Annotated in this window: 16 protein-coding genes; 5 read left to right on the forward strand and 11 right to left on the reverse strand. The window is 59.3% G+C overall.

Going from position 1 to position 19,771, the window contains the following annotated elements:
- Nucleotides 1-9: 9 nt before the first annotated feature.
- Genes phnK through phnF form a run of 6 tightly spaced genes read right to left on the reverse strand, consistent with a single transcriptional unit; the run spans nucleotide 10 to nucleotide 4,493 of the window.
- Nucleotides 10-798: a phosphonate C-P lyase system protein PhnK gene (gene phnK / locus ACJ8IL_RS13900; RefSeq protein WP_442516602.1), complete on the reverse strand. Its 789-nt coding sequence runs from the start codon at nucleotides 796-798 to the stop codon at nucleotides 10-12.
- Nucleotides 798-1,658: an alpha-D-ribose 1-methylphosphonate 5-phosphate C-P-lyase PhnJ gene (locus ACJ8IL_RS13905; protein ID WP_019453317.1), complete on the reverse strand. Its 861-nt coding sequence runs from the start codon at nucleotides 1,656-1,658 to the stop codon at nucleotides 798-800. The genes phnK and ACJ8IL_RS13905 overlap by 1 nt, the downstream gene beginning before the upstream one ends.
- The gene (locus ACJ8IL_RS13910; protein WP_342122676.1) at nucleotides 1,651-2,736 is read right to left on the reverse strand and encodes a carbon-phosphorus lyase complex subunit PhnI; all 1,086 of its coding nucleotides are present in this window, start codon (nucleotides 2,734-2,736) and stop codon (nucleotides 1,651-1,653) included. Before ACJ8IL_RS13910 ends, ACJ8IL_RS13905 begins: the two co-directional genes overlap by 8 nt.
- The gene (gene phnH, locus ACJ8IL_RS13915; RefSeq protein WP_442516603.1) at nucleotides 2,736-3,317 is read right to left on the reverse strand and encodes a phosphonate C-P lyase system protein PhnH; all 582 of its coding nucleotides are present in this window, start codon (nucleotides 3,315-3,317) and stop codon (nucleotides 2,736-2,738) included. Before phnH ends, ACJ8IL_RS13910 begins: the two co-directional genes overlap by 1 nt.
- A 3-nt stretch (nucleotides 3,318-3,320) precedes the next feature.
- Nucleotides 3,321-3,764: a phosphonate C-P lyase system protein PhnG gene (phnG, locus tag ACJ8IL_RS13920; RefSeq protein WP_019453314.1), complete on the reverse strand. Its 444-nt coding sequence runs from the start codon at nucleotides 3,762-3,764 to the stop codon at nucleotides 3,321-3,323.
- Nucleotides 3,765-4,493: a phosphonate metabolism transcriptional regulator PhnF gene (gene phnF, locus ACJ8IL_RS13925; RefSeq protein ID WP_015376439.1), complete on the reverse strand. Its 729-nt coding sequence runs from the start codon at nucleotides 4,491-4,493 to the stop codon at nucleotides 3,765-3,767.
- A 227-nt stretch (nucleotides 4,494-4,720) separates the two neighbouring features.
- Here phnF and ACJ8IL_RS13930 point away from each other — a divergent pair, with 227 nt between their 5' ends.
- The 4 genes from ACJ8IL_RS13930 (at nucleotide 4,721) to ACJ8IL_RS13945 (ending at nucleotide 11,755) form a co-directional block, all read left to right on the forward strand.
- On the forward strand, nucleotides 4,721-5,776 hold the full coding sequence (locus tag ACJ8IL_RS13930; RefSeq protein ID WP_442516604.1) for a permease: 1,056 nt from the start codon (nucleotides 4,721-4,723) through the stop codon (nucleotides 5,774-5,776).
- A 480-nt stretch (nucleotides 5,777-6,256) separates the two neighbouring features.
- Nucleotides 6,257-8,596, forward strand: coding sequence for a KAP family P-loop NTPase fold protein (locus tag ACJ8IL_RS13935; RefSeq protein WP_049204458.1), 2,340 nt, complete (start codon nucleotides 6,257-6,259; stop codon nucleotides 8,594-8,596).
- A 487-nt stretch (nucleotides 8,597-9,083) separates the two neighbouring features.
- Nucleotides 9,084-10,400 (forward strand): phosphoribosyltransferase-like protein, encoded by a 1,317-nt coding sequence (locus tag ACJ8IL_RS13940; protein WP_442516605.1) that lies wholly within the window; start codon nucleotides 9,084-9,086, stop codon nucleotides 10,398-10,400.
- Nucleotides 10,401-10,603: 203 nt separating this feature from the next.
- A complete protein-coding gene (locus ACJ8IL_RS13945; RefSeq protein WP_049204460.1) occupies nucleotides 10,604-11,755 on the forward strand; it encodes a reverse transcriptase family protein in 1,152 nt (383 codons plus the stop codon).
- 229 nt (nucleotides 11,756-11,984) lie between these two features.
- On the opposite strand, the gene nrdG is transcribed toward ACJ8IL_RS13945, so the two are convergent.
- The 3 genes from nrdG to ACJ8IL_RS13960 form a co-directional block, all read right to left on the reverse strand.
- Nucleotides 11,985-12,449: an anaerobic ribonucleoside-triphosphate reductase-activating protein gene (gene nrdG / locus ACJ8IL_RS13950; RefSeq protein WP_117187880.1), complete on the reverse strand. Its 465-nt coding sequence runs from the start codon at nucleotides 12,447-12,449 to the stop codon at nucleotides 11,985-11,987.
- Between the two features lie 168 nt (nucleotides 12,450-12,617).
- On the reverse strand, nucleotides 12,618-14,756 hold the full coding sequence (nrdD, locus tag ACJ8IL_RS13955) for an anaerobic ribonucleoside-triphosphate reductase (RefSeq protein WP_060448234.1): 2,139 nt from the start codon (nucleotides 14,754-14,756) through the stop codon (nucleotides 12,618-12,620).
- A 244-nt stretch (nucleotides 14,757-15,000) separates the two neighbouring features.
- Nucleotides 15,001-15,915, reverse strand: coding sequence for a LysR family transcriptional regulator (locus tag ACJ8IL_RS13960; protein WP_060434028.1), 915 nt, complete (start codon nucleotides 15,913-15,915; stop codon nucleotides 15,001-15,003).
- A gap of 105 nt (nucleotides 15,916-16,020) precedes the next feature.
- Between ACJ8IL_RS13960 and ACJ8IL_RS13965 the strand changes: the two genes are divergently transcribed.
- Complete coding sequence (locus ACJ8IL_RS13965) at nucleotides 16,021-16,545, forward strand: NAD(P)H-dependent oxidoreductase (protein ID WP_060434030.1); 525 nt, start codon at nucleotides 16,021-16,023, stop codon at nucleotides 16,543-16,545.
- Between the two features lie 28 nt (nucleotides 16,546-16,573).
- Here the strand turns inward: ACJ8IL_RS13965 and treC are convergent, their stop codons facing one another.
- Together treC and treB are read right to left on the reverse strand one after the other, a co-directional pair.
- Nucleotides 16,574-18,238 (reverse strand): alpha,alpha-phosphotrehalase, encoded by a 1,665-nt coding sequence (gene treC / locus ACJ8IL_RS13970; RefSeq protein ID WP_406902865.1) that lies wholly within the window; start codon nucleotides 18,236-18,238, stop codon nucleotides 16,574-16,576.
- A gap of 67 nt (nucleotides 18,239-18,305) precedes the next feature.
- Entirely contained in the window at nucleotides 18,306-19,721 is a 1,416-nt protein-coding gene (gene treB, locus ACJ8IL_RS13975) for a PTS trehalose transporter subunit IIBC (RefSeq protein ID WP_097102885.1), read from the reverse strand.
- Between the last annotated feature and the right edge of the window lie 50 nt (nucleotides 19,722-19,771).

The raw sequence follows: 19,771 nt of genomic DNA on the forward strand, positions 1-19,771 counted from the left end.
CGCCTTGGGTTACGACAGCACCGAAGAAACCAGCAGCTGGGTGTAAGGATGGTGCGGATCGTCGAGCACCCGATCGGTCAGGCCGCTCTCCACCACTTCGCCCTGTTTCATCACCAGCAGGCGGTGGGCCAGCAGCCGCGCCACGCCGAGATCGTGGGTGACGATCACCGCCGCCAGCTGCATTTCCACCACCAGATTGCGCAGCAGATCGAGCAGGCGCGCCTGCACCGATACGTCCAGCCCGCCGGTCGGCTCGTCCATAAACACCAGCTTGGGGTGGGTGATCAGATTGCGGGCGATCTGCAGCCGCTGCTGCATGCCGCCGGAGAAGGTGGTCGGCAGATCGTCGAGGCGCGACAGCGGGATTTCGACGTCTTCCAGCCACTGGCCGGCCTGGCGGCGAATGTCGCCATAGTGGCGCTGGCCGATGGCCATCAGCCGCTCGCCGATGTTGCCGCCGGCGGAGACCTGCGGCCGCAGCCCGTCGAGCGGGTGCTGGTGCACCACGCCCCAGTCGGTGCGCAGCAAGCGGCGGCGATCGCTCTCCGCCATGGCGTACAGATCCTGTTCCCGGTCCGCCTGCGGGCGGTAAAGGATCTGCCCGCGCTGCGGCGCCAGCCGCGCGGAGATCGACTTCAGCAGCGTGGTTTTGCCGGAGCCGGATTCGCCGACGATGCCCAGCACTTCACCGGGGTAGATGTCGAACGACACGTCGCTGAAGCCCTTGCCGGGGGCGTACAGGTGGGTGAGCCGGTTCACCGACAGCAGCGGGGTGGTGCTCAAAGGGGTGGAAGTCATCAGTGCTGCGCCTCTTGCGAAGATTGCGCCAGCTGCTGCCGGCAGTAGTCGGTGTCCGAACAGACGAACATGCGGTTGCCTTGATCGTCGAGCACCACCTCGTCCAGGTAGCTGTGGCGCGAGCCGCACAGCGCGCAGGGTTCGTCCCACTGCTGCACGCTGAACGGATGGTCGTCGAAGTCCAGGCTTTCCACCTTGGTGAACGGCGGCAGGGCGTAGATGCGTTTCTCGCGCCCGGCGCCGAACAGCTGCAGCGCCGGCATCATGTGCATTTTCGGGTTGTCGAATTTCGGGATCGGCGACGGATCCATCACGTAGCGATCGTTGACCTTCACCGGGTAGGCGTAGGTGGTGGCGATATGGCCGTAGCGCGCGATGTCTTCATACAGCTTCACCTGCATCACGCCGTACTCCTCCAGCGCGTGCATCTTGCGGGTCTCGGTTTCGCGCGGTTCGATAAAGCGCAGCGGCTCCGGGATCGGCACCTGATAGATCAGGATCTGGTCTTCGCGCAGCGCGGTTTCCGGAATGCGGTGACGGGTTTGGATCAGCGTGGCCTCCGGCGTGCGTTCGGTGGTTTCCACCCCGGCGACGCGCTGGAAGAAGCGGCGGATCGACACCGCGTTGGTGGTGTCGTCGGCGCCCTGGTCGATCACCTTCAGCACGTCGGCGCGGCCGATAACGCTGGCGGTGAGCTGGATGCCGCCGGTGCCCCAGCCGTAGGGCATCGGCATCTCGCGGCCGCCGAACGGCACCTGATAGCCGGGGATCGCCACCGCTTTGAGGATGGCGCGGCGGATCATGCGCTTGGTCTGTTCGTCCAGATAACCGAGGTTATAGCCGGTCAATACTTCACTCATCGCGGGCCTCCTGACGCTCGCTGTATTCCTGCCGCAGCCGCTTGAGCAGTTCCAATTCGGCCTGGAAGTCGACGTAGTGCGGCAGCTTGAGATGGGAGACGAAGCCGGCGGCCTCGACGTTGTCGGCGTGGGCCAGCACGAACTCTTCGTCCTGCGCCGGGCCGGCGACGCCTTCGCCGTAGTCGGGGCTTTGCAATGCGCGGTCCACCAACGCCATCGCCATCGCCTTACGTTCGGCGCGGCCGAATACCAGCCCGTAACCGCGGGTGAAGTGCGGCGGATGGTCCTTGGGATCGACGAAGCCGTTGACCATTTCGCACTCGGTCAGCAGGATTTCGCCGATATCGATGGCGAAACCGAGCTCTTCAGGCACGATCTCCACCGAAACGTGGCCGCTGCGGATCTCGCCGGCGAACGGGTGGTTGCGGCCGTAGCCGCGCTGGGTGGCGTAGCCGAGCGCCAGCAGAAAACCTTCGTCGCCGCGCACCAGCTGCTGCAGGCGCGCCGAGCGCGAGCAGGGGTAAACCGGCGGGTTGCGGGTGATGTCGTCCGGCGCGCTGCCGTCGTCTTGTTCCTCCCGCGCCAGCTGCTGGCGACACAATAGATCGAACACGTGGCTGCAGTTGTCCGGCAGCGGTTCGTCGGCCTGCGGCGCGCGCGGCGCCTCGCCTTCCGCCAGCAGCGCGAAGTCCAGCAGCCGGTGGGTGTAGTCGTAGGTCGGCCCCAGCACCTGCCCGCCGGGCAAGTCCTTGTAAACCGCCGAGATGCGCCGCTCCAGCCGCATGTTTTCGCTGGCCAGCGGCTCGCTGACCGCCAGGCGCGGCAGGGTGGTGCGGTAGGCGCGCAGCAGGAAGATCGCCTCCACCAAATCGCCGCTGGCCTGTTTGATGGCCAGCGCCGCCAGCTCGCGATCGTAGATGCCGCCTTCGGTCATCACCCGATCCACCGCCAGCCCCAGCTGCTGTTCGATTTGTTCCGCGCCGAGCGCCGGCAGCGCGTCGTCGCCGCGCCGCAGCTGTTCCTGCAGCTGATGGGCGGCCTCAATGGCTTTTTCGCCCCCTTTTACCGCTACGTACATCAGCACACCTCCACGCGGGTGGTCCGCGGGATCGCCAGCAGGCGATCGCCGCAGGTCAGTAAAATATCCAGCCCCAGCGGGAAGCGCTGCGGACGGTTGACCAGGTAATCCAGCAGCGCCGGCGGCAGGCGCGGCGCAATCAGGCGATGATTCTCGATGCCGGGGCCGGTCAGGCGCAGCGCGGCGCCGTTCTCCAGCTCAGCAAGCTGCACCACCACCGTGGCGCCGAATTCCGGCGAGATTTCCGTGCCGTGCGGCAACGCCTGCAGATCGGCGGCCTGCAGCTGCTCATCGAACAGGGCAAAACAGACCTCCTGCGCCGCGGTGGCCAGCGGCGCGCCGCTGTGAAAACGAATGTTTGTTAGCACTTGCTCACTATTGAGCGCAGCGCACAGCTGCAGCGGCGTTTCCTGATCGGCCAGCGTCAGCAGCGCGGCGGTGCTGGCGGCGTTCAGCGGCGCCCAGGCCGGGCCGGCCGGCAGCGTCACCCGGTGGCCCGGTTCGCTCAAGGCTTTAAGAATCAAACGGAAAGCGTGCTGCGATTGGTCTATCGGTTGTTCAAAACCGGTCAATAAACTCATGGCTTAATCCCCTCGCACCAGCGTAAAGAAGTCCACCCGGCTGGCGGCGATCGCCCGGGCGCGCAGCTGGCGCTGTTCGTGCTGCAGCGCGGCCAGCGGCGCGATCAGCTGTTGTTGCAGGCGTTCGCCGTGTTCCGGCTGTTGCAGCAGCGCATCGGCCAGCGCGCACAGCTCGGCGTGCGCCTTGTCGCGCCCGGCGATGTAGCTGTAGCCGTAGCCGCCGTTGTCCAGCTGCACCACCGCGCGGGTGACCGTCATGTCCCCCAATACGAAGCGGCGGCCGGTGGCGCCCATGCGCCCCTGCAGCTGGGCCAGGCCGATCTCCGGCGCGCGGATGCTGCGGTAACCCGGGCTGAGGTTCAGCGCCTGCCAGTGGCTGCGCAGCTGCTCGGGCCGGCTGTGCGCCAGCACCGACATCCAGCGTTGTCTCGACTCTAAGGCTTGCATTCAGTGCTCCATCGTCAGTTCAATCATGTCGGCGCGGGCCAGGCTGACGGAGTATTCCGCCACGTCTTCGCCGCCGCTGCGGACGTTAAGGGTGCGCACGCACAGCAGCGGCGCGTGGGTGGCGATCTCCAGCAGCCGGCTCTCTTTGGCCTGCGCGCGGCGCGCGCTGATGCGCGTCTGGCGGCGGGTCAGCGGCTGCTGCAGGTGCTGTTCGATAAACTGGTGCAGCGAACCGCTGTGGAACTGCTGCAGCGCCGGCCACCAGTCCAGATCGGGCAGATAATGGTCGATCACGCTCATCGGCACGCCGTTGACCCGGCGCAGGGTGCGCAGGTGGATCACCATTTCGCCTTCTTCACGCGAGAGTGCGCTGGCAACATGCCCATTGCACGGGCGCAAGACAGCGAGTAAGCGCTCACTGGTGGGGTGGCTGCCCTGCTCGAACAGGTTCTGGCTGAAGCGGGTATTGGCGTGCAGCGGGTAGTCGTAAGGCCGCATCAGCACCAGAATGCCGACGCCGTGGCGGCGCTGCAGCCAGCCGCGCTCCACCAGCTGATCCACCGCGCGGCGCAGGGTGTGGCGATTGACCTGATAACGCTCGGCCAGCTGCTGTTCCGAAGGCAGGTAGTCGCCGCAGCGGTATTGCGTGCGCAGCTCCTGTTCCAGCTGTGCGGCGATCTGCTGATAGCGCGTGGGGTAAGTGGTCGGATGTCTAGATAACTCCATCATAATAAAAACCTCGTCATACCGATGGCTGTGCGATGAAGGCGGAAGCGGTGCGTTTCATCGTGCGTCTACCCTGTGGTTTTCAAGTTGGCATCATGGTGCCGGGCGCAGATGACAATCGCGTTACGCGTCGGTGGCGAACAGATGAACTATTTAGGACAGCCCGGGCGTGCACGGGTGGCGACGGCGCGCTATGCTGGCGCCTCTGTTGACTGACTCTGGCCGCTACTATGCCGCAACCTCTGAACGCCCCTGAACCCGCCCCACGCGCCTGGCCGCTGTGGAAACCGATCCTGTTTCTGCTGGTGGTGGCCGTCGGCCTCTACTACGTCAAATGGCAGCCTTACTACGGCAAGGCGTTCGTGGCGGCGGACAGCCACTCGATCGGCAAGTCGATCCTGGCCGACGGCGCCGCGAGCCCCTGGTTGGCAGCCTGGCAGTATGCGCTGGTCTACTTCACCGCGGTATGGAAGGCGGCGCTGCTCGGGGTGCTGTTAGGTTCGCTGGTGCAGGTGCTGATCCCGCGCGACTGGCTGGCGCGCACGCTCGGCCACCGGCGTTTTTCCGGCACCGTGCTGGGGGCGCTGATCGCGCTGCCGGGCATGATGTGCACCTGCTGCGCCGCGCCGGTTGCCGCCGGCATGCGCCGCCAGTCGGTGTCCAGCGGCGCCGCGCTGGCCTTTTGGCTCGCCAACCCGGTGTTGAACCCGGCGACGCTGGTATTCATGGGGTTTGTGCTCGGTTGGCCGTTCGCCGCCATCCGCCTGGTGGCGGGCGTGGTGATGGTGCTGGGCATCGCCTGGCTGGTGCAGCGCGTGACCGCCAACGATCCGCAGCCCGCCGCGCCGCAGCCGCCGGTGATGATGGCGCAGAGCGAGGAACAGCCGTTCCTTGCGCGCTGGGGCAAAGCGCTGTGGGCGCTGTTTTGGTCGACCATTCCGATCTACGTGCTGGCGGTGCTGGCGCTGGGCGCGGCGCGGGTCTGGCTGTTCCCGCACGCCGACGGCGCCGTCGACAATAGCCTGCTGTGGATCATCGGCCTGGCGATCGTCGGCTGCCTGTTTGTTATCCCCACCGCGGCGGAAATCCCGATCGTACAGACCATGATGCTGGCGGGCATGGGCGCAGGCCCGGCGCTGGCGCTGCTGATGACCCTACCTGCGGTCAGCCTGCCTTCGCTGTTGATGCTCAACAAGGCCTTCTCCGCCCGGGCGCTGTGCCTGACGGCGGCGCTGGTGGCGCTGTGCGGCGTGCTGACCGGCGTGGTGGGTATGGGGTTGGTGTAACTAATTCATGACCTGATGCTGTCTCAAGGAAGAGATGGCATCTTTGAACGCTTAAGAAACGGCACAGCGGTTTATCTAAGCCATTCGGAGGCAGGAAAACGAATGGCTTTATTTAAAGCGAAAATCATGGCGCGCTATCGGCGGGGGGAGGGTGAGGGGGGGATCGGCTCAGGGTTAGGTTGTCAGTTTATATAGTTAAAACAAAATTTTATGTTGTTAACAGGTTTGGGCGATAAGCCGATTTCGCGACTACTGCATAGTATTCTCGCTCAATTGATGTAGTTGCCCGAGCTCCGCTTCATCACGTTGAATAAACAGAACCGCTATACTGGCTTGCGATTGCAGCAGAGCTATCTTTTCAGTTAGTTTGCGCAGCAAGTTGAACTGGCGGCAGACAAGGTTTGCACTCGCTTTAATTTACTCGGTCTGCGCTGCCAGTGTAGCTATTTAGCAATAGGACGTTTTGAGAGGTGGTGTGCGATGAGTAAGCTGTTTTTCTGTCTGGCGACATGGTGCGCTCGTCGTCGCACGAGGCCTAATGCTTACGTGGCAAAGAATGAGCGGCCGGATAGAGGGATCGGAGCGGAGGCGCCGATTCAGACAGCACACGAAGATCGCCTCAGAAGAGCCGAATTTGCGGCTCGCATAGCAGATGTGCTTTCGGAACTTAGTTTGCGCGAGGGCCGGGTGTTTGCTATTCGCGGGGGATGGGGCTTCGGCAAATCATCACTGAAAAACCTCATCACCGAACGGCTCGATGCCAAGAGCAGCGGAGCTGACTGGCTCGACTTTAACCCCTGGCAATGGGGGGACGGCGACGTAATTGCCCGCGCGCTATTTGGACAAATAGCAGATCGCTTGGGAGGCGAGCATTCGAAGGCTGAACTCGACCGAGCCAAAGCACTGCGAAGCTACGGCGCGATTCTCACAGGGGCTGGTAAGCCTCTTAAAGAGGTTGGGAGTTCAGGCCTTCTAATCTCGACGGTGTTAACAAATGCTTCGGTTATAGCGGTCGCGTCAGCCATTGGCTTTGACCTTCCGACGGTCGCAAAAGTTGCGGCTGTTCTTGCGTTTCTCTCGGTCGGAGTACCTCTTGTCGGACGGTTGCTATCGCATCTCGGGCGTGACTATAGCGGTGAGCCTCTCGACAAGGTACGCAGATCGCTTGAAGCTCGTCTTCGCGAACTCGACCGGCCCCTAGCTGTCTTCGTCGACGACATTGACCGACTTGAGCCAGAGCAGATAAGGATGCTGCTTCGGCAGGTAAAGGCAAATGCTAATCTACCGAACATTGTTTTTGTGCTCTTGTTCCAGCCGAGCATCGTAGAACGAGCTCTTGATCCGGTCGCCGACGGCGACGGCCGAGCCTTCCTTGAGAAGGTTGTGCAGGCTAACTTTGATCTACCAGCTGTCCCGGCATCGCTCGTGCATCGTATGTTCGAAGAGGAACTCTCTGAAATAGCGGGCCCATACGCGACTGAGGCTAACGGGTTCTCTCAGAGACGCTGGGGTAACGCTTGCATTGGCTGCATTCAGCCCCTGCTTCGCAACATGCGCGATGCGCGTCGTCTCATCTCGTCCATTGTTGTACACATGCCCCTGCATGTGGTCGGTGACGTGTTCGAGGTGAACATTGTAGATTTCCTGCTTCTGGAAACACTCCGGGTCTTCGAACCTGACCTTCACGATGCACTGTTCCGTGAGAGAGGATTGGTTCTCCAGGAAGGACGCTTCTCCCGTGATGGCCGACGGAAGGTGGACCAAGCAGCGGCTGAAGAGCTTCTTGAGATCGTCTCAGAGGAGCGCCGAAATATCATTTGTGATGCGCTTAAAGACTTATTTCCTCCCCTCGAATGGGCATATGGGGGGACAAACTATGCAGACGGCTTCCATCGCCGGTGGTTGACGGAGAAACGAATATGCACTTCGCGTTACTTCCCACGTTATTTTGAACTCCAAACGGCGGTCGGAGAAATGTCAGAGCGCCGTTTTGTTGATTTTCTCGATGCAACAGCGACAGAGGACGAGCTCTTTGCGGCAATCGCTACCGTCGAAGCTGACGGGCTGCTGAATTCACTCGTTGCAAGGCTCGACGAATCCGTCGACCGATTACCAACCGAGAACGCTGCTGTTCTGCTCCCAGGGATGTTCGGACTTGCTGAAAAACTCGCAGGTACGAACAGCGGCTCTTTCGACTCGTCATATGTAGCAGCATGGCGAGCGACAAGTTGGTTCCTGAAGCGGATTCCTGAGGATATTCGAGGTGGTTTGGCTCTCGAAGCTCTCCGTAAAACTGAAGCGCTATCCGTCTCCTCGCTCCTTATTCATCTAAGCGATCCAGACGATCAAAATGAGAGTGACGGTGGGGCCTTCGAACCGGAGCTCGATCTAAACACCGTTGCGGCAATGAAAGCAGAATGGCTGCGATTGATGAGGGGCCGCGCAGCCAACGGCAACACGCTGTTCGCCGAACCGGATCTCATATCTCTGCTCTATCGCTGGAGAACCTATACAGACTCAATGGACGAACCACGAAAGTGGATGATGAATGCAATTCAAACCGACCAGGGCTTCGCAACCGTGGTCACACGCTTGATGAGCCGTGGTACAAGCCACACGTATGGTGATAGGATCTCCACGCCCCACAATAGTTTCAACAAAGAAACAATTGACGATTTTATTGGTATTGATGTTGCTAAGGCTAGGATTGACTCGATTAATCCTGACCAGTTCCCCGAGCACGAAGAAGCCCTGCGAGTGCTGCTTAGGCATCTAGAAAAGTGGCTTGGGTTGAGAGCAAACGACATTCTCGATTTATAGATCGTTGGAACAGCAACAGCTCAAGCAAGGAGTTCTGCTGTATATCTCTCACCTAAGTGGACTATGCGCTTTTAGATATCTGACCTAACGTGCCATAACGTCCGCGATGTCCGCTTCTGGCACGGAGTGGGCAAGCCAACTGCGCCAAAGGTCCGCTGTGAGCGATGAACGGAAGTTCGTTTTCGGGTAACATAATCCATATGCTAGAGGATCTCTAAAAGAGAATGGGGCGTCTAATCGGGATACTTACAACGATTCTTACCGTATTCACAGTAAGCATGACCTGCTCCCCGTTGATCAACTCAGACTGTTGTTAGCAACGTCCGCTTCAGCACAGAGCGGACAGGCTTACTGAACCAAAGGTCCGTCATGAGCGAAGAGCGGAAGTACTGGCGTAACTTGCACTCGGCGACTACCTTAGTCAGATTACTAGGCCCGATATATCGACGTAACCTGTAGCTATTCGATAGACAGGTCACAGAATAATATGGAAAACTGTGGATTGGGGGATGAGAAAATTAATAAAAATCAACATAATTCAAGAAAACTAATCTACACTAAGCAAGGCGAAAGATGGTTAAGCCAATTCGATGCATTAGACCAGGAAACTGCGAAGCTTCTGCTTAACTCACTGACTCTTGTCTCTCATACTGAATTTCGTCGGAATCTTGAAGCCCTTATTTTGGACATTTCAACAAAGATAGTGGGTCCAGTCGCCCTTTATGCCGTAAGGGAACTAAAAAAGGAACCCGATAAAGGCCAATTATTCAGCAGTCATGTAGTGCCATTTTTTGATCAAGTGATTAAAAGTAGTAATGGGAAAAATGTAAACTCGATTGGTGTCTCATCAGATCAAGGTAGCGAAGCAATTGTCGCTCAAATAATTAGACAGCTTTCTAAAGCCAATCCGGAAAAAATACTTAACCACCCTTCAAAAGAAGAGCTTCGAGTTCAAAGATGTGACTCGTTGATATTTGTTGATGACTACATTGGGTCTGGGAAAAGAGTCTCTGATTTTATTGACGCATTCTGGAGAGACAGAACTATAGCCTCTTGGTTATCATCAAAACATATTAAGATTCAGGTTGTAGCTTATTCTGCAACGGAGAAAGGGCTCAGCCGCCTAGAATTTTTGAAAGCATCCCCGGAATTGATTATCTACCGAGACTCAGCAACTTTTACAACCCTCCCCATTAAGATGGAAAGAAAAGAAGCACTGCTGAAACTTTGTGAAAAATATGGTCGTAAAGCACTGAAAGGAAGAAAGCACTTTTGGTGGGGTTATCAAAAAAGTATGTCTTCGCTTGTTTTTGAGCATGGATGCCCCAACAATACACCAGCCATATTATGGGATCCCGATGAGAAAAAAGGGGAGTGGGTTGGTATATTTCCAAATAGGACAGTGGATACAACAACGGCTTCGGTTTTTCCGCCTGAAATTGTGTGTGGCGATACCATACAAACCCTCCATGATGTAGGTCAGACACGATTGGCGATGTCTGGCGCACTAATGAGACGAGGGGCGATTGGAGCACTCATTCTCGTAGTTCTAGGCTTGATCGCAAAAGGCCAACGTAAGCGTTCAACTATCTGCTATGCAACAGGATTAAATTCAAAAGACTGTGAGTTACTTCTTTCGAAATGTATTAAGTGGAAATTCCTTACATCTGAACGAAGGATCACCCCTCGGGGGCTATCGGAACTATCTGCGGCAAAGCAAATATCCTTTTCACCGAAAGGATATCTTGCCGTTGGTTCCGACTACTACTATCCTAGGCAACTGAGAGAGACTACATATGACTAGTGCTAACGAGCAATACAAAGTCACCCCTTTGGGGATGATAGAGGGTTGCTACACCACTTTACAGTGGGTGTTGGGGGATGGATTTCCTGAACCTCACGAAAAAGCCCACGCTTGGCTGGAGACGGCGCACTCTGCCTCCGCCGGCGTAAGTCTTGGGTTACCAGAGTGCGCCGTCGCCTGCGGCGACGCATCGGAGTAGTTATATGTGGTCCTCTCAATCCTACAAAAACCAGGGACTAGCCAACGGGCTCTCGCTACCCTTGCTCGATGAGGCTATCGCCCAGAGCGAGCTTCTTATTTACTCGGAATACACCCTCCCCTCCATTTTAAGCCTCAAACACTTGGCCAAACGTACTAGCGTTGAATATGAGTGGCTTCGCAGTTTCGTGATTCGGAGTGCACTACATGGGGTTGAGAATTTTGAAATTTACAAGAAATTTTCTATTCGTAAACGATCTGGTGGGCGCCGTTTTATTCATGTTCCATCGCCAAAGCTGATGCACACTCAGCGCTGGATCAGTGAACATATTCTCAAAGACCTGCCCGTTCATCCCGCAAGTCATGCTTTCAGAAAGGGCAACTCAATTAAGAAATGTGCTTCACGACATTGCGGAGCAAAGTGGTTAATTAAGATTGACATAGCAGATTTCTTCAGTTCAGTGTCTGAGATTCAAGTCTACCGTATTTTTAGAGCTTTAAAATATCAACCATTAGTAGCCTTTGAACTTACACGCCTGTGTACGGTTGGCACCGCCGATTTAAGCCCTAGAACTGAGTTTCCGCAATGGAGGACAAATAAGTTCAATGAGGCTATCCCGTTGTATCACCAGACTGTGCTAGGTTATCTGCCACAGGGAGCCCCCACTAGCCCATTCCTTGCAAACCTTGTCATGAAAAAATGCGATAGCGCGTTGAATAATTTGGCTAAAAAGAATGGATTAGTTTATACGCGCTATAGTGATGACCTGAGTTTCTCTACAGGAGACAAAGATTTTGGACGCTCTCGGGCTAAGCATTTTATTTTTGAGGCTTACAAAATCATTTCGCAGTCTGGCTTTCGGCCACAATTTAGAAAAACTACAATTGTTCCACCAGGTGGTAAAAAGATCATATTAGGCCTGAACGTAGAATCAGAATTTCCAAGGCTAGCGAAGAGCATAAGAGATTCAATTCGGCAGCATCTCTACTTTTTGGAAAAAGTGGGGCCTGTGCAACATGCCTTCAACCGAAAGTTCGACTCTGTATGGGGGCTGAAGTCACATGTCCGCGGGTTAATTGACTACGCAAACATGATTGAACCCGACTTTGCCGAGGTGTCTCTTGAAAAATTCCAATCTATTGAATGGCCAGTATAAGTTGCAGACCAGCTTATGAAACACCGCCACAATATTCTCTCTGACAAAGGGCTGTTGCAGCAGCCTTATTAACAACTCATACTGATCTACCTCCCATTTATTAATGAGCCGCGATGTGAGTAACGTCCGCTTCTGGCACAAAGCCGCCTTTCAGATCAGGTTTAGCTCTGTGCCGTAGCCGTATCATGCCGACTTTGTATTAACACACGTCGAGACACGAGCTATCAACTCATCGCAACCTATGCACCACCTGGTTGCTACTGCCGCGCCAAATCAGCGCCGGGTCTTTCAAATCCTGCACGAACTTGCCGTCGATCAGCACGTTGATCCTGTCTACTACCTGCATTTGCTGTGCGTCCAGCTCCGCCAGCCGGTAGCCGGTCCACAACCAGATATCCTTGCCGGGGCATTCGGCGCGTACCCGTTTCACCAGTTGCAAGATGCTCGGCACGTTGGCCGGGTGCAGCGGATCGCCGCCGGAGAGCGACAGCCCCTGGCGCGGCACGCGCGTATCGTTCAGATCGGTGATGATGCGGTCTTCCAGCGCTGGGGTAAACGGCTGGCCGGAGTTGAGCCGCCAGGTGCTTTTGTTGTAGCAACCGGGGCACTGGTGCACGCAGCCGGCGACAAACAGCGTGCAGCGGGTGCCGGGGCCGTTGACGACGTCGATCGGGTAATACTGGTGATAATTCATGTGAGGCCTGCCCATCAGGCTATTTTACTGGCCATTTTGCCTCCGGGCAGTGCTCCCAATCCTCACGTACTGCGTGTACGCTGCGGTTGGTGCGCGCTGGCCGAAGGCAAACCGGCTGCGACAATCACGCCTGATGAACAGGCTTCTGCCTTGGTTGCACGGCGTTTCTCAGCCGAGCTGCCCGTTGCCGAGGTGTTTCACCCGGCGTTTCACCTCTTCCTGCTTGCCGGCGTTGAACGGCCGGGCATCGGGGCTGCCGAGATAGCCGCACACCCGGCGGGTGACCGAGACCTTGGCCGAGTCGTGATTGCCGCATTTCGGGCAGGTGAAGCCTTTGCTGGTGCAGGAGAATTCACCGGTGAAGCCGCATTCGTAGCACTCGTCGATCGGCGTGTTGGTGCCGTAGTAAGGCACCCGGGTGTAGCTGTAGTCCCACACGTCTTCCAGCGCCTTCAGGTTGTGCTGCAGGTTCGGGTATTCGCCGTAGCAGATGAAGCCGCCGCTGGCCAACGGCGGGTAGGGCGCTTCGAAGTCCAGCTTGTCGTACGGATTGACCTTCTTCTCCACGTCGAGGTGGAAGCTGTTGGTGTAATAGCCCTTGTCGGTGACGCCCGGCACTACGCCGAAATCGGCGGTGTCCAGTCGGCAGAAGCGATCGCACAGGTTCTCGCTCGGCGTGCTGTAGAGGCTGAAGCCGTAGCCGGTCTCGTCTTTCCAGGCGTCGACGGCGGCGCGCAGCCGCGTGACGATCGCCACCGCTTTGGCGCGCAGCGCCTCGTCGTCATACACGTGGTTTTTGCCGCCGAACAGCGCGTTGATGGTCTCGTGCAGGCCGATATAGCCCAGCGAAATCGAGGCGCGGCCATTCTTGAAGATATCCGCGATGTTGTCGTCGGCCTTGAGCCGCACGCCGCAGGCGCCTTCCATGTACAAGATTGGTGCCACCCGCGCCTTGATGCCTTCCAGCCGGGCGATGCGCGTCATCAGGGCCTTTTTCGCCAGCTGCAGGCGCTGTTCCAGCAGCGCCCAGAAGCGCGACTCATCGCCCATCGCCTCCAGCGCGATGCGCGGCAGGTTGAGGCTGATGACGCCGATGTTGTTGCGGCCGTCGTGCACCAGTTCGCCGTCCTGCTCGTAGGTGCCGAGGAAGCTGCGGCAGCCCATCGGCGTTTTGAACGAGCCGGTGACTTTAACCACTTGATCGTAGTTGAGGATGTCCGGGTACATGCGCTTGCTGGCGCACTCCAGCGCCAGCTGCTTGATGTCGTAGTTCGGATCGCCGTACTGGTGGTTGAGGCCGTCGCGGATGGCGAACACCAGTTTGGGGAACACGGCGGTCTTGCGGTTTTTGCCCAGCCCGGCGATGCGGTTTTTCAGGATCGAGCGTTGGATCAGGCGCGACTCCCAACTGGTGCCAAGGCCGAAGCCGAAGGTGACGAACGGCGTCTGGCCGTTGGCGGTGTGCAGGGTGTTGACCTCGTACTCCAGCGACTGGAAGGCGTCGTAACACTCTTTCTCGGTACGCGCCATGGCATAGCCTTTGGCATCCGGGATCTGCCACGCTTCCGCCACCTGCAGGTGTTTGCGGAAGCTCTCGTCGACGAACGGCGCCAGGATTTCATCGATGCGGTTGATGGTGGTGCCGCCATAGATATGGCTGGCGACCTGGGCGATGATCTGCGCGGTCACGGCGGTGGCGGTGGAGATCGACTTCGGCGGCTCAATCTCGGCGTTGCCCATCTTGAAGCCGTTGGTCAGCATGCCTTTCAGATCGATCAGCATGCAGTTGAACATTGGGAAGAACGGCGAGTAGTCGAGATCGTGGTAGTGAATTTCGCCGCGTTCATGGGCCAGCACCACGTCGCGCGGCAGGATGTGCTGCTTGGCGTAGTGTTTGGCGACGATGCCCGCCAGCAGGTCGCGCTGGGTGGGGATCACCTTGCTGTCCTTGTTGGCGTTCTCGTTCAGCAGCGCGCGGTTGCTCTGCTCGACCAGGCCGCGGATCTCCTGGTTCAGGCGGCCGCGCAGCTCGCGCGCCACGTCGCGATCGTGGCGGTATTCGATATAGGCGCGCGCCAGCTGTTTGTATTCACCGGCCATCAGCTGGTTTTCCACCGCCTGCTGGATCTCGTGGATATCGACGCGCGGCTGCTGCTCCATGCGCTGAGCGACCACGCGGGCGACGGTGGCGCAGTAGTCGGCGTCGACCACGCCCACCGCCAGCGCGGCGCGCTCGATGGCCTGCGCGATGCGCGCTTCGTCAAAAGGTACCTGGCAACCGTCCCGCTTAATCACTACTGGTTTCACGTTGTACTCCTTGTTCCCCGAGGGAGCGTTCATACCCGCCTGGCATGGCGAGCAACCGTCAAATTTCGCTTATCCACAGGGCAAAGCCGCAGCGCGTAAGGGCTGTGGCGACGTGTGGATGATTTTGTGGATAACTACTATATATAGGCGTTCGTAATTCTTAATGCACTATATATAGATATTGGCGAGATTCTTTTGATGTAGAACAAGGAAAACGGAAGAGCGTGTGCAAGCTGAACAGACGTCAATCGCCGGTTGGTCGATCGCGAAAATGTTCCAGCAGAAAATCGACCCAGACGCGCACCCGCGGCGGCAGATCCGCCGAGGCGTAATAGAGCCACAGCTGCACCGGGCGCGGCCAGCATTCCGCCAGCACCGGCCGCAGCGTGCCCTGTTCGAAGTGCCTATCGAGGTACCAGCGCGCCAGGTTGACGATGCCCAGCCCGGCCAGCGCCGCATCCAGCAACATCTCCGGGCGGCTGACCACCAGCCGGCCGTTCAGATCCAGCGCCAGCGTTTCGCCCTGATGGCGCAGCTGCCATTTGACGTGGCGGCCGTTGGCCGGGTTGCGGTGCAGCAGGCAGTCGTGCCGCAGCAGATCGTGCGGCGTTTGCGGTTCACCGCGCCGCGCCAGATAGTCCGGCGACGCCGCCAGCACCATGTGCATCGGGTAGAGCGGGCGGGCCACCAGCCGGCTGTCGGGATCGACCCGGCTGCCGATGCCGACGTCGAAACCTTCGCCCACCAGATTCACCACCCGGGCATCCAGCGACAGATCGAGATCGATCTGCGGGTAGCGCGCCAGAAATTGCGGGATCAACGGCATCAGCATCTGGCGGCCGAAGCCGGGGATCATCGTGACGCGCACCACGCCGGCCGGCGCCTGCCGTTCGCCGCCGGCGCTTTCCAGCGTGGCCGCCAACGCCTGCCACAGCGGCGCCACCTGCGCCAGCAGCGCTTTGCCCTCGTCGGTCAGCAGCACGTTGTGGGTGTTGCGCTGAAACAGCCGCAGCGCCAGCTTCTCTTCCAGCGCGCGGATGTTTTTGCTGACCGCCGCCGGCGTCACGCCCAGCTGGCGGGCGGCGGCGGAGAAATTTTGCGCCTGCGCGGCGGCGAGGAAGGCCGGCAACAGGCGATGCACGTCAAAGGGCAGTGACATAGTGGTTGATACTTTCGGTTGAAATTGAAGTGACCTCTAACAGCCTACACCCGAAGCGGCGGAAATGGAAAAATGCCCCCATCTTCTTATGACCGAGGAATCGTTATGTCACGCATTTTAGTGTTAACCGCCCACCGCACCCCCGACGAGTCGCGCATCAACAAAGCGCTGATCGAGGCCGTACGCACGCTGCCTAACGTGACCGTACATGAGCTGATCCGCGCGTACCCGGATTACCGCATCGACGTGGCGCGTGAACAGGAGTTGCTGCAGAGCCACGATGCGGTAGTGATGCTGTTCCCGTTTTACTGGTACAGCTCGCCGGCGATCCTCAGCGAATGGCAGGATGCGGTATTAACCTACGGTTTCGCCTACGGCAGCGAGGGCACTAAACTGCACGGCAAGCCGTTGCAGCTGGTGGTGAGCACCGGCGGTAACGCGCAGGCTTATACGGCGGAAGGGTACAACCGTTATCCGGTGCAGGATCTGCTGCTGCCGTTCCACGCCATGGCCAACCTGACCGGCATGGATTACCTGCCGCCGCATTTGGTGCAGGGCGTATTCGACATGAGCGACGAACGCCTGGCGCAAGAGGCCGCCGGCGTGGTGGCGCTGCTGGGGAAATGGTAGGGCGCAGCGCTCGCCGCGCCCTGCGGGGTTAGTCTTCGAGTAGCCACCACACCGCTTCGAACGGCCGCAGCGTCAGCGCCTGCGGCTGATCCGCCGAGTCGCTGTAGTTGCTCATCAGCGGGCGCCACTGCGCGGAGGCTTCCACGCCCTCCGCCGCCCAGGCCAGCGGTTCGCGGCTCAGGTTGGCCGCGACCAGCAGGCGCTGGCCGTTCCAGCTGCGCTGATAGCACCACAGCGCCGGGTGTTCCGGCGCCAGATCCTGATAGTCGCCGTGGGTCAGCAGCGGGTACTGCTTGCGCAGGGTGATCAGCTGGCGATAGGCGTAAAACACCGAGTCGAGGTCGGCCAGCGCCGTGTCGGCGTTGATCTGCGGGTAGTTCTCGGCGCAGCCGATCCACGGCGTGCCGGTGGTGAAACCGGCGTGCGGCGCGGCGCTCCACTGCATCGGGGTGCGGCCGTTGTCGCGCGATTTGTCGGCCAGGATCGCCAGCAGCTCCGCGTCGCCGCGGCCCTGGGCGCGCAGTTCGGCGTACATGTTCAGGCTTTCCACGTCGCGATACTGTTCGATGGCGCGGAAGCCGGGGTTGGTCATACCGAGTTCTTCGCCTTGATAGATATAAGGCGTGCCCTGCATACCGTGCAGCACCATTGCCAGCATTTTGGCGGCCGGCACCCGCAGTGCGCCTTCATCGCCGAAGCGCGACACGATGCGTGGCTGATCGTGGTTGCACCAGAACAGCGCGTTCCAGGCGCGGTTATGCATCCCTTGCTGCCAGTGGCGGAAGATCTGCTTCAGTTCCACGTAATCCGGCGCCGCCCGCGTCCATTTTTCACCGCCGGCGTAGTCCACCTTCAGGTGGTGGAAGTTGAAGGTCATCGACAGCTCTTCGCCGCTCTGCGCCGCGTAGCGCTGGCAATGCTCAAGCGTGGTGGAGGACATCTCGCCCACCGTCATCAGGCCGCGCGGCTGAAACACGTCGCGGCTCATCTCCTGCAGGAACTCGTGGATGCGCGGGCCGTCGGTGTAGAAGCGGCGGCCGTCGCCCTGGCTGTCGGACGGGAAGTCCTGCTGTTTGGACACCAGGTTGATCACGTCGAGGCGCAGGCCGTCGACGCCTTTGTCCGCCCAGAACTGACACACTTTCTTCAGCTCTTCGCGCACCGGCGGGTGTTCCCAGTTGAGATCCGCCTGCTCGGCGGCGAACAGGTGCAGGTAGTACTGGCCGCTGTCGGCGTGCCACTGCCAGGCGTTGCCGCCGAACTTGGAGCGCCAGTTGTTCGGCGGCGTTTCACCGTCGCCGTCGCGCCAGACGTAGAACTGACGATACGGGCTGTGGCGATCCTGCGCGGCCTTGAACCACGGGTGCTCGGTCGAGGTGTGGTTGAACACCATGTCCATCACGATGCGGATACCGCGCTGGTGGGCGGCGGCGATCAACTGCTCGAAGTCGGCCATCGTGCCGTAAGCCGGATCGATGGCGCAGTAGTCCGCCACGTCATAGCCGTTGTCCACCTGCGGCGATACGTAGACCGGCGTCAGCCAGATGGCGTCGACGCCCAGTTCCTGCAGATAGTCCAGCCGCCGGGTCACCCCGGCCAAATCGCCGTAGCCGTTGCCGGTGCTGTCCTGAAAACTCTTCGGATAAATTTGGTAGATGACGCCGTTCTGCCACCAGGGGGTTGGGTTGCTCATAGTTCAATACCTTTGAATCGTGACAACGGGCCCGCGTGAGCAGGCCCCTACATTCATCTTGCGTCAATCAAACCGGCAGCTCGCCGCGGGCGGCCTTGCGTTTGTAGACCATGATGGTCAGCACCAGCGGGATGACGATCGCCACCAGAATCGCCAGCGAGTAAATCAGCCAGAACTGCGGCTTGATAGACAGAATGCCCGGCAGGCCGCCGACGCCGATGCCGTTGGCCATCACGCCGTCCAGCCCGCAGATAAGGCCGGCGATCGCGGAGCCGATCATCGCGCACAGCATTGGGAAGCGGTATTTGAGGTTGATGCCGTACATCGCCGGTTCGGTCACGCCGAGGTAGGCGGAGATCGCCGCCGGCACCGAGATTTCACGCTCGTTGGCCTTGCGGCTGATGATGATGATGCCGAGCACCGCCGAGGCCTGCGCGATGTTGGACAGCGCAATCAGCGGCCACACCGGGGTGCCGCCCATGCTCTGGATCATCTGCATGTCGATAGCCAGCGTGGTCTGGTGCACGCCGGTGATCACCAGCGGCGCATACAGGAAGCCGAACAGCGCGGCGCCCACCGGCGCGAAGCTGCCGGTCATCACCGCTTTCACCGCCCAGGCGACGCCGTCGCCGATCATGCGGCCGAATGGCCCGATCAGCGCGTGTGCCAGGAACACCGCCAGCAGCAGCGAGACCACCGGCACCACCACCAGATAGAGATAGTCGGGAACGATCTTTTTCAGCCGGGTTTCGATCCAGCCCAGCGCCATGCCCGCCAGGATCGACGGGATCACCTGCGCCTGATAGCCCACTTTCTGGATCACGAACCAGCCGAAGTTCCACACTTCCGGCGTTTGCTGGCCGAGCAGGTAGGAGTTCATCAGCTGCGGAGACACCAGGGTGACGCCCAGCACGATGCCGAGCACCGGCGTGCCGCCCATCTTTTTCACCGTCGACCAGCAGATGGCCACCGGCAGGAACATGAAGATCGCTTCACCGAGCAGCCACAGGAAGTCGTAAACGGTTTTCCACGCCGGGTGCATCTGCGCCAGCGTTTGGCCGCCGGACATCGGGATGTCGCCGATCACGTTGCGGAAGCCGAGGATCAGACCGCCGCTGATCAGCGCCGGCAGCAGTGGGAAGAAGATCTCGGCGAAGTGGGAGATGGTGCGCTCAGTCCAGGTCATGTTCTGGCGCGCGGCCACCTTGGCCTGCTCCTTGTCGGCCTCGTTGACGCCGGTGCTGGCGATCAGCGCCTGATAGTAGTCGCCGACGTCGGTGCCGATCACCACCTGGAACTGCCCGGCGTTGGTGAAGCAACCCTTGACCATCGGTAGCGCTTCGATCTCTTTCGGTTTCGCCTTGTTGGGATCGTTGAGGACGAAACGCAGCCGGGTAATGCAATGGCTGACGGTGGCGATGTTCTCGCGGCCGCCGACCAAAACAATCAGGCGATCAATATCCTGCTGTTTTACTTTGCTCATTATGGGATACCTGCAGAGGTGTTGACTGAGTAATGATCAAAGCTTAGCCA

The sequence above is a fragment of the Serratia sp. CY47444 genome (genome assembly GCF_052168635.1).
GTDB classification, from domain to species: Bacteria; Pseudomonadota; Gammaproteobacteria; order Enterobacterales; family Enterobacteriaceae; genus Serratia; species Serratia bockelmannii.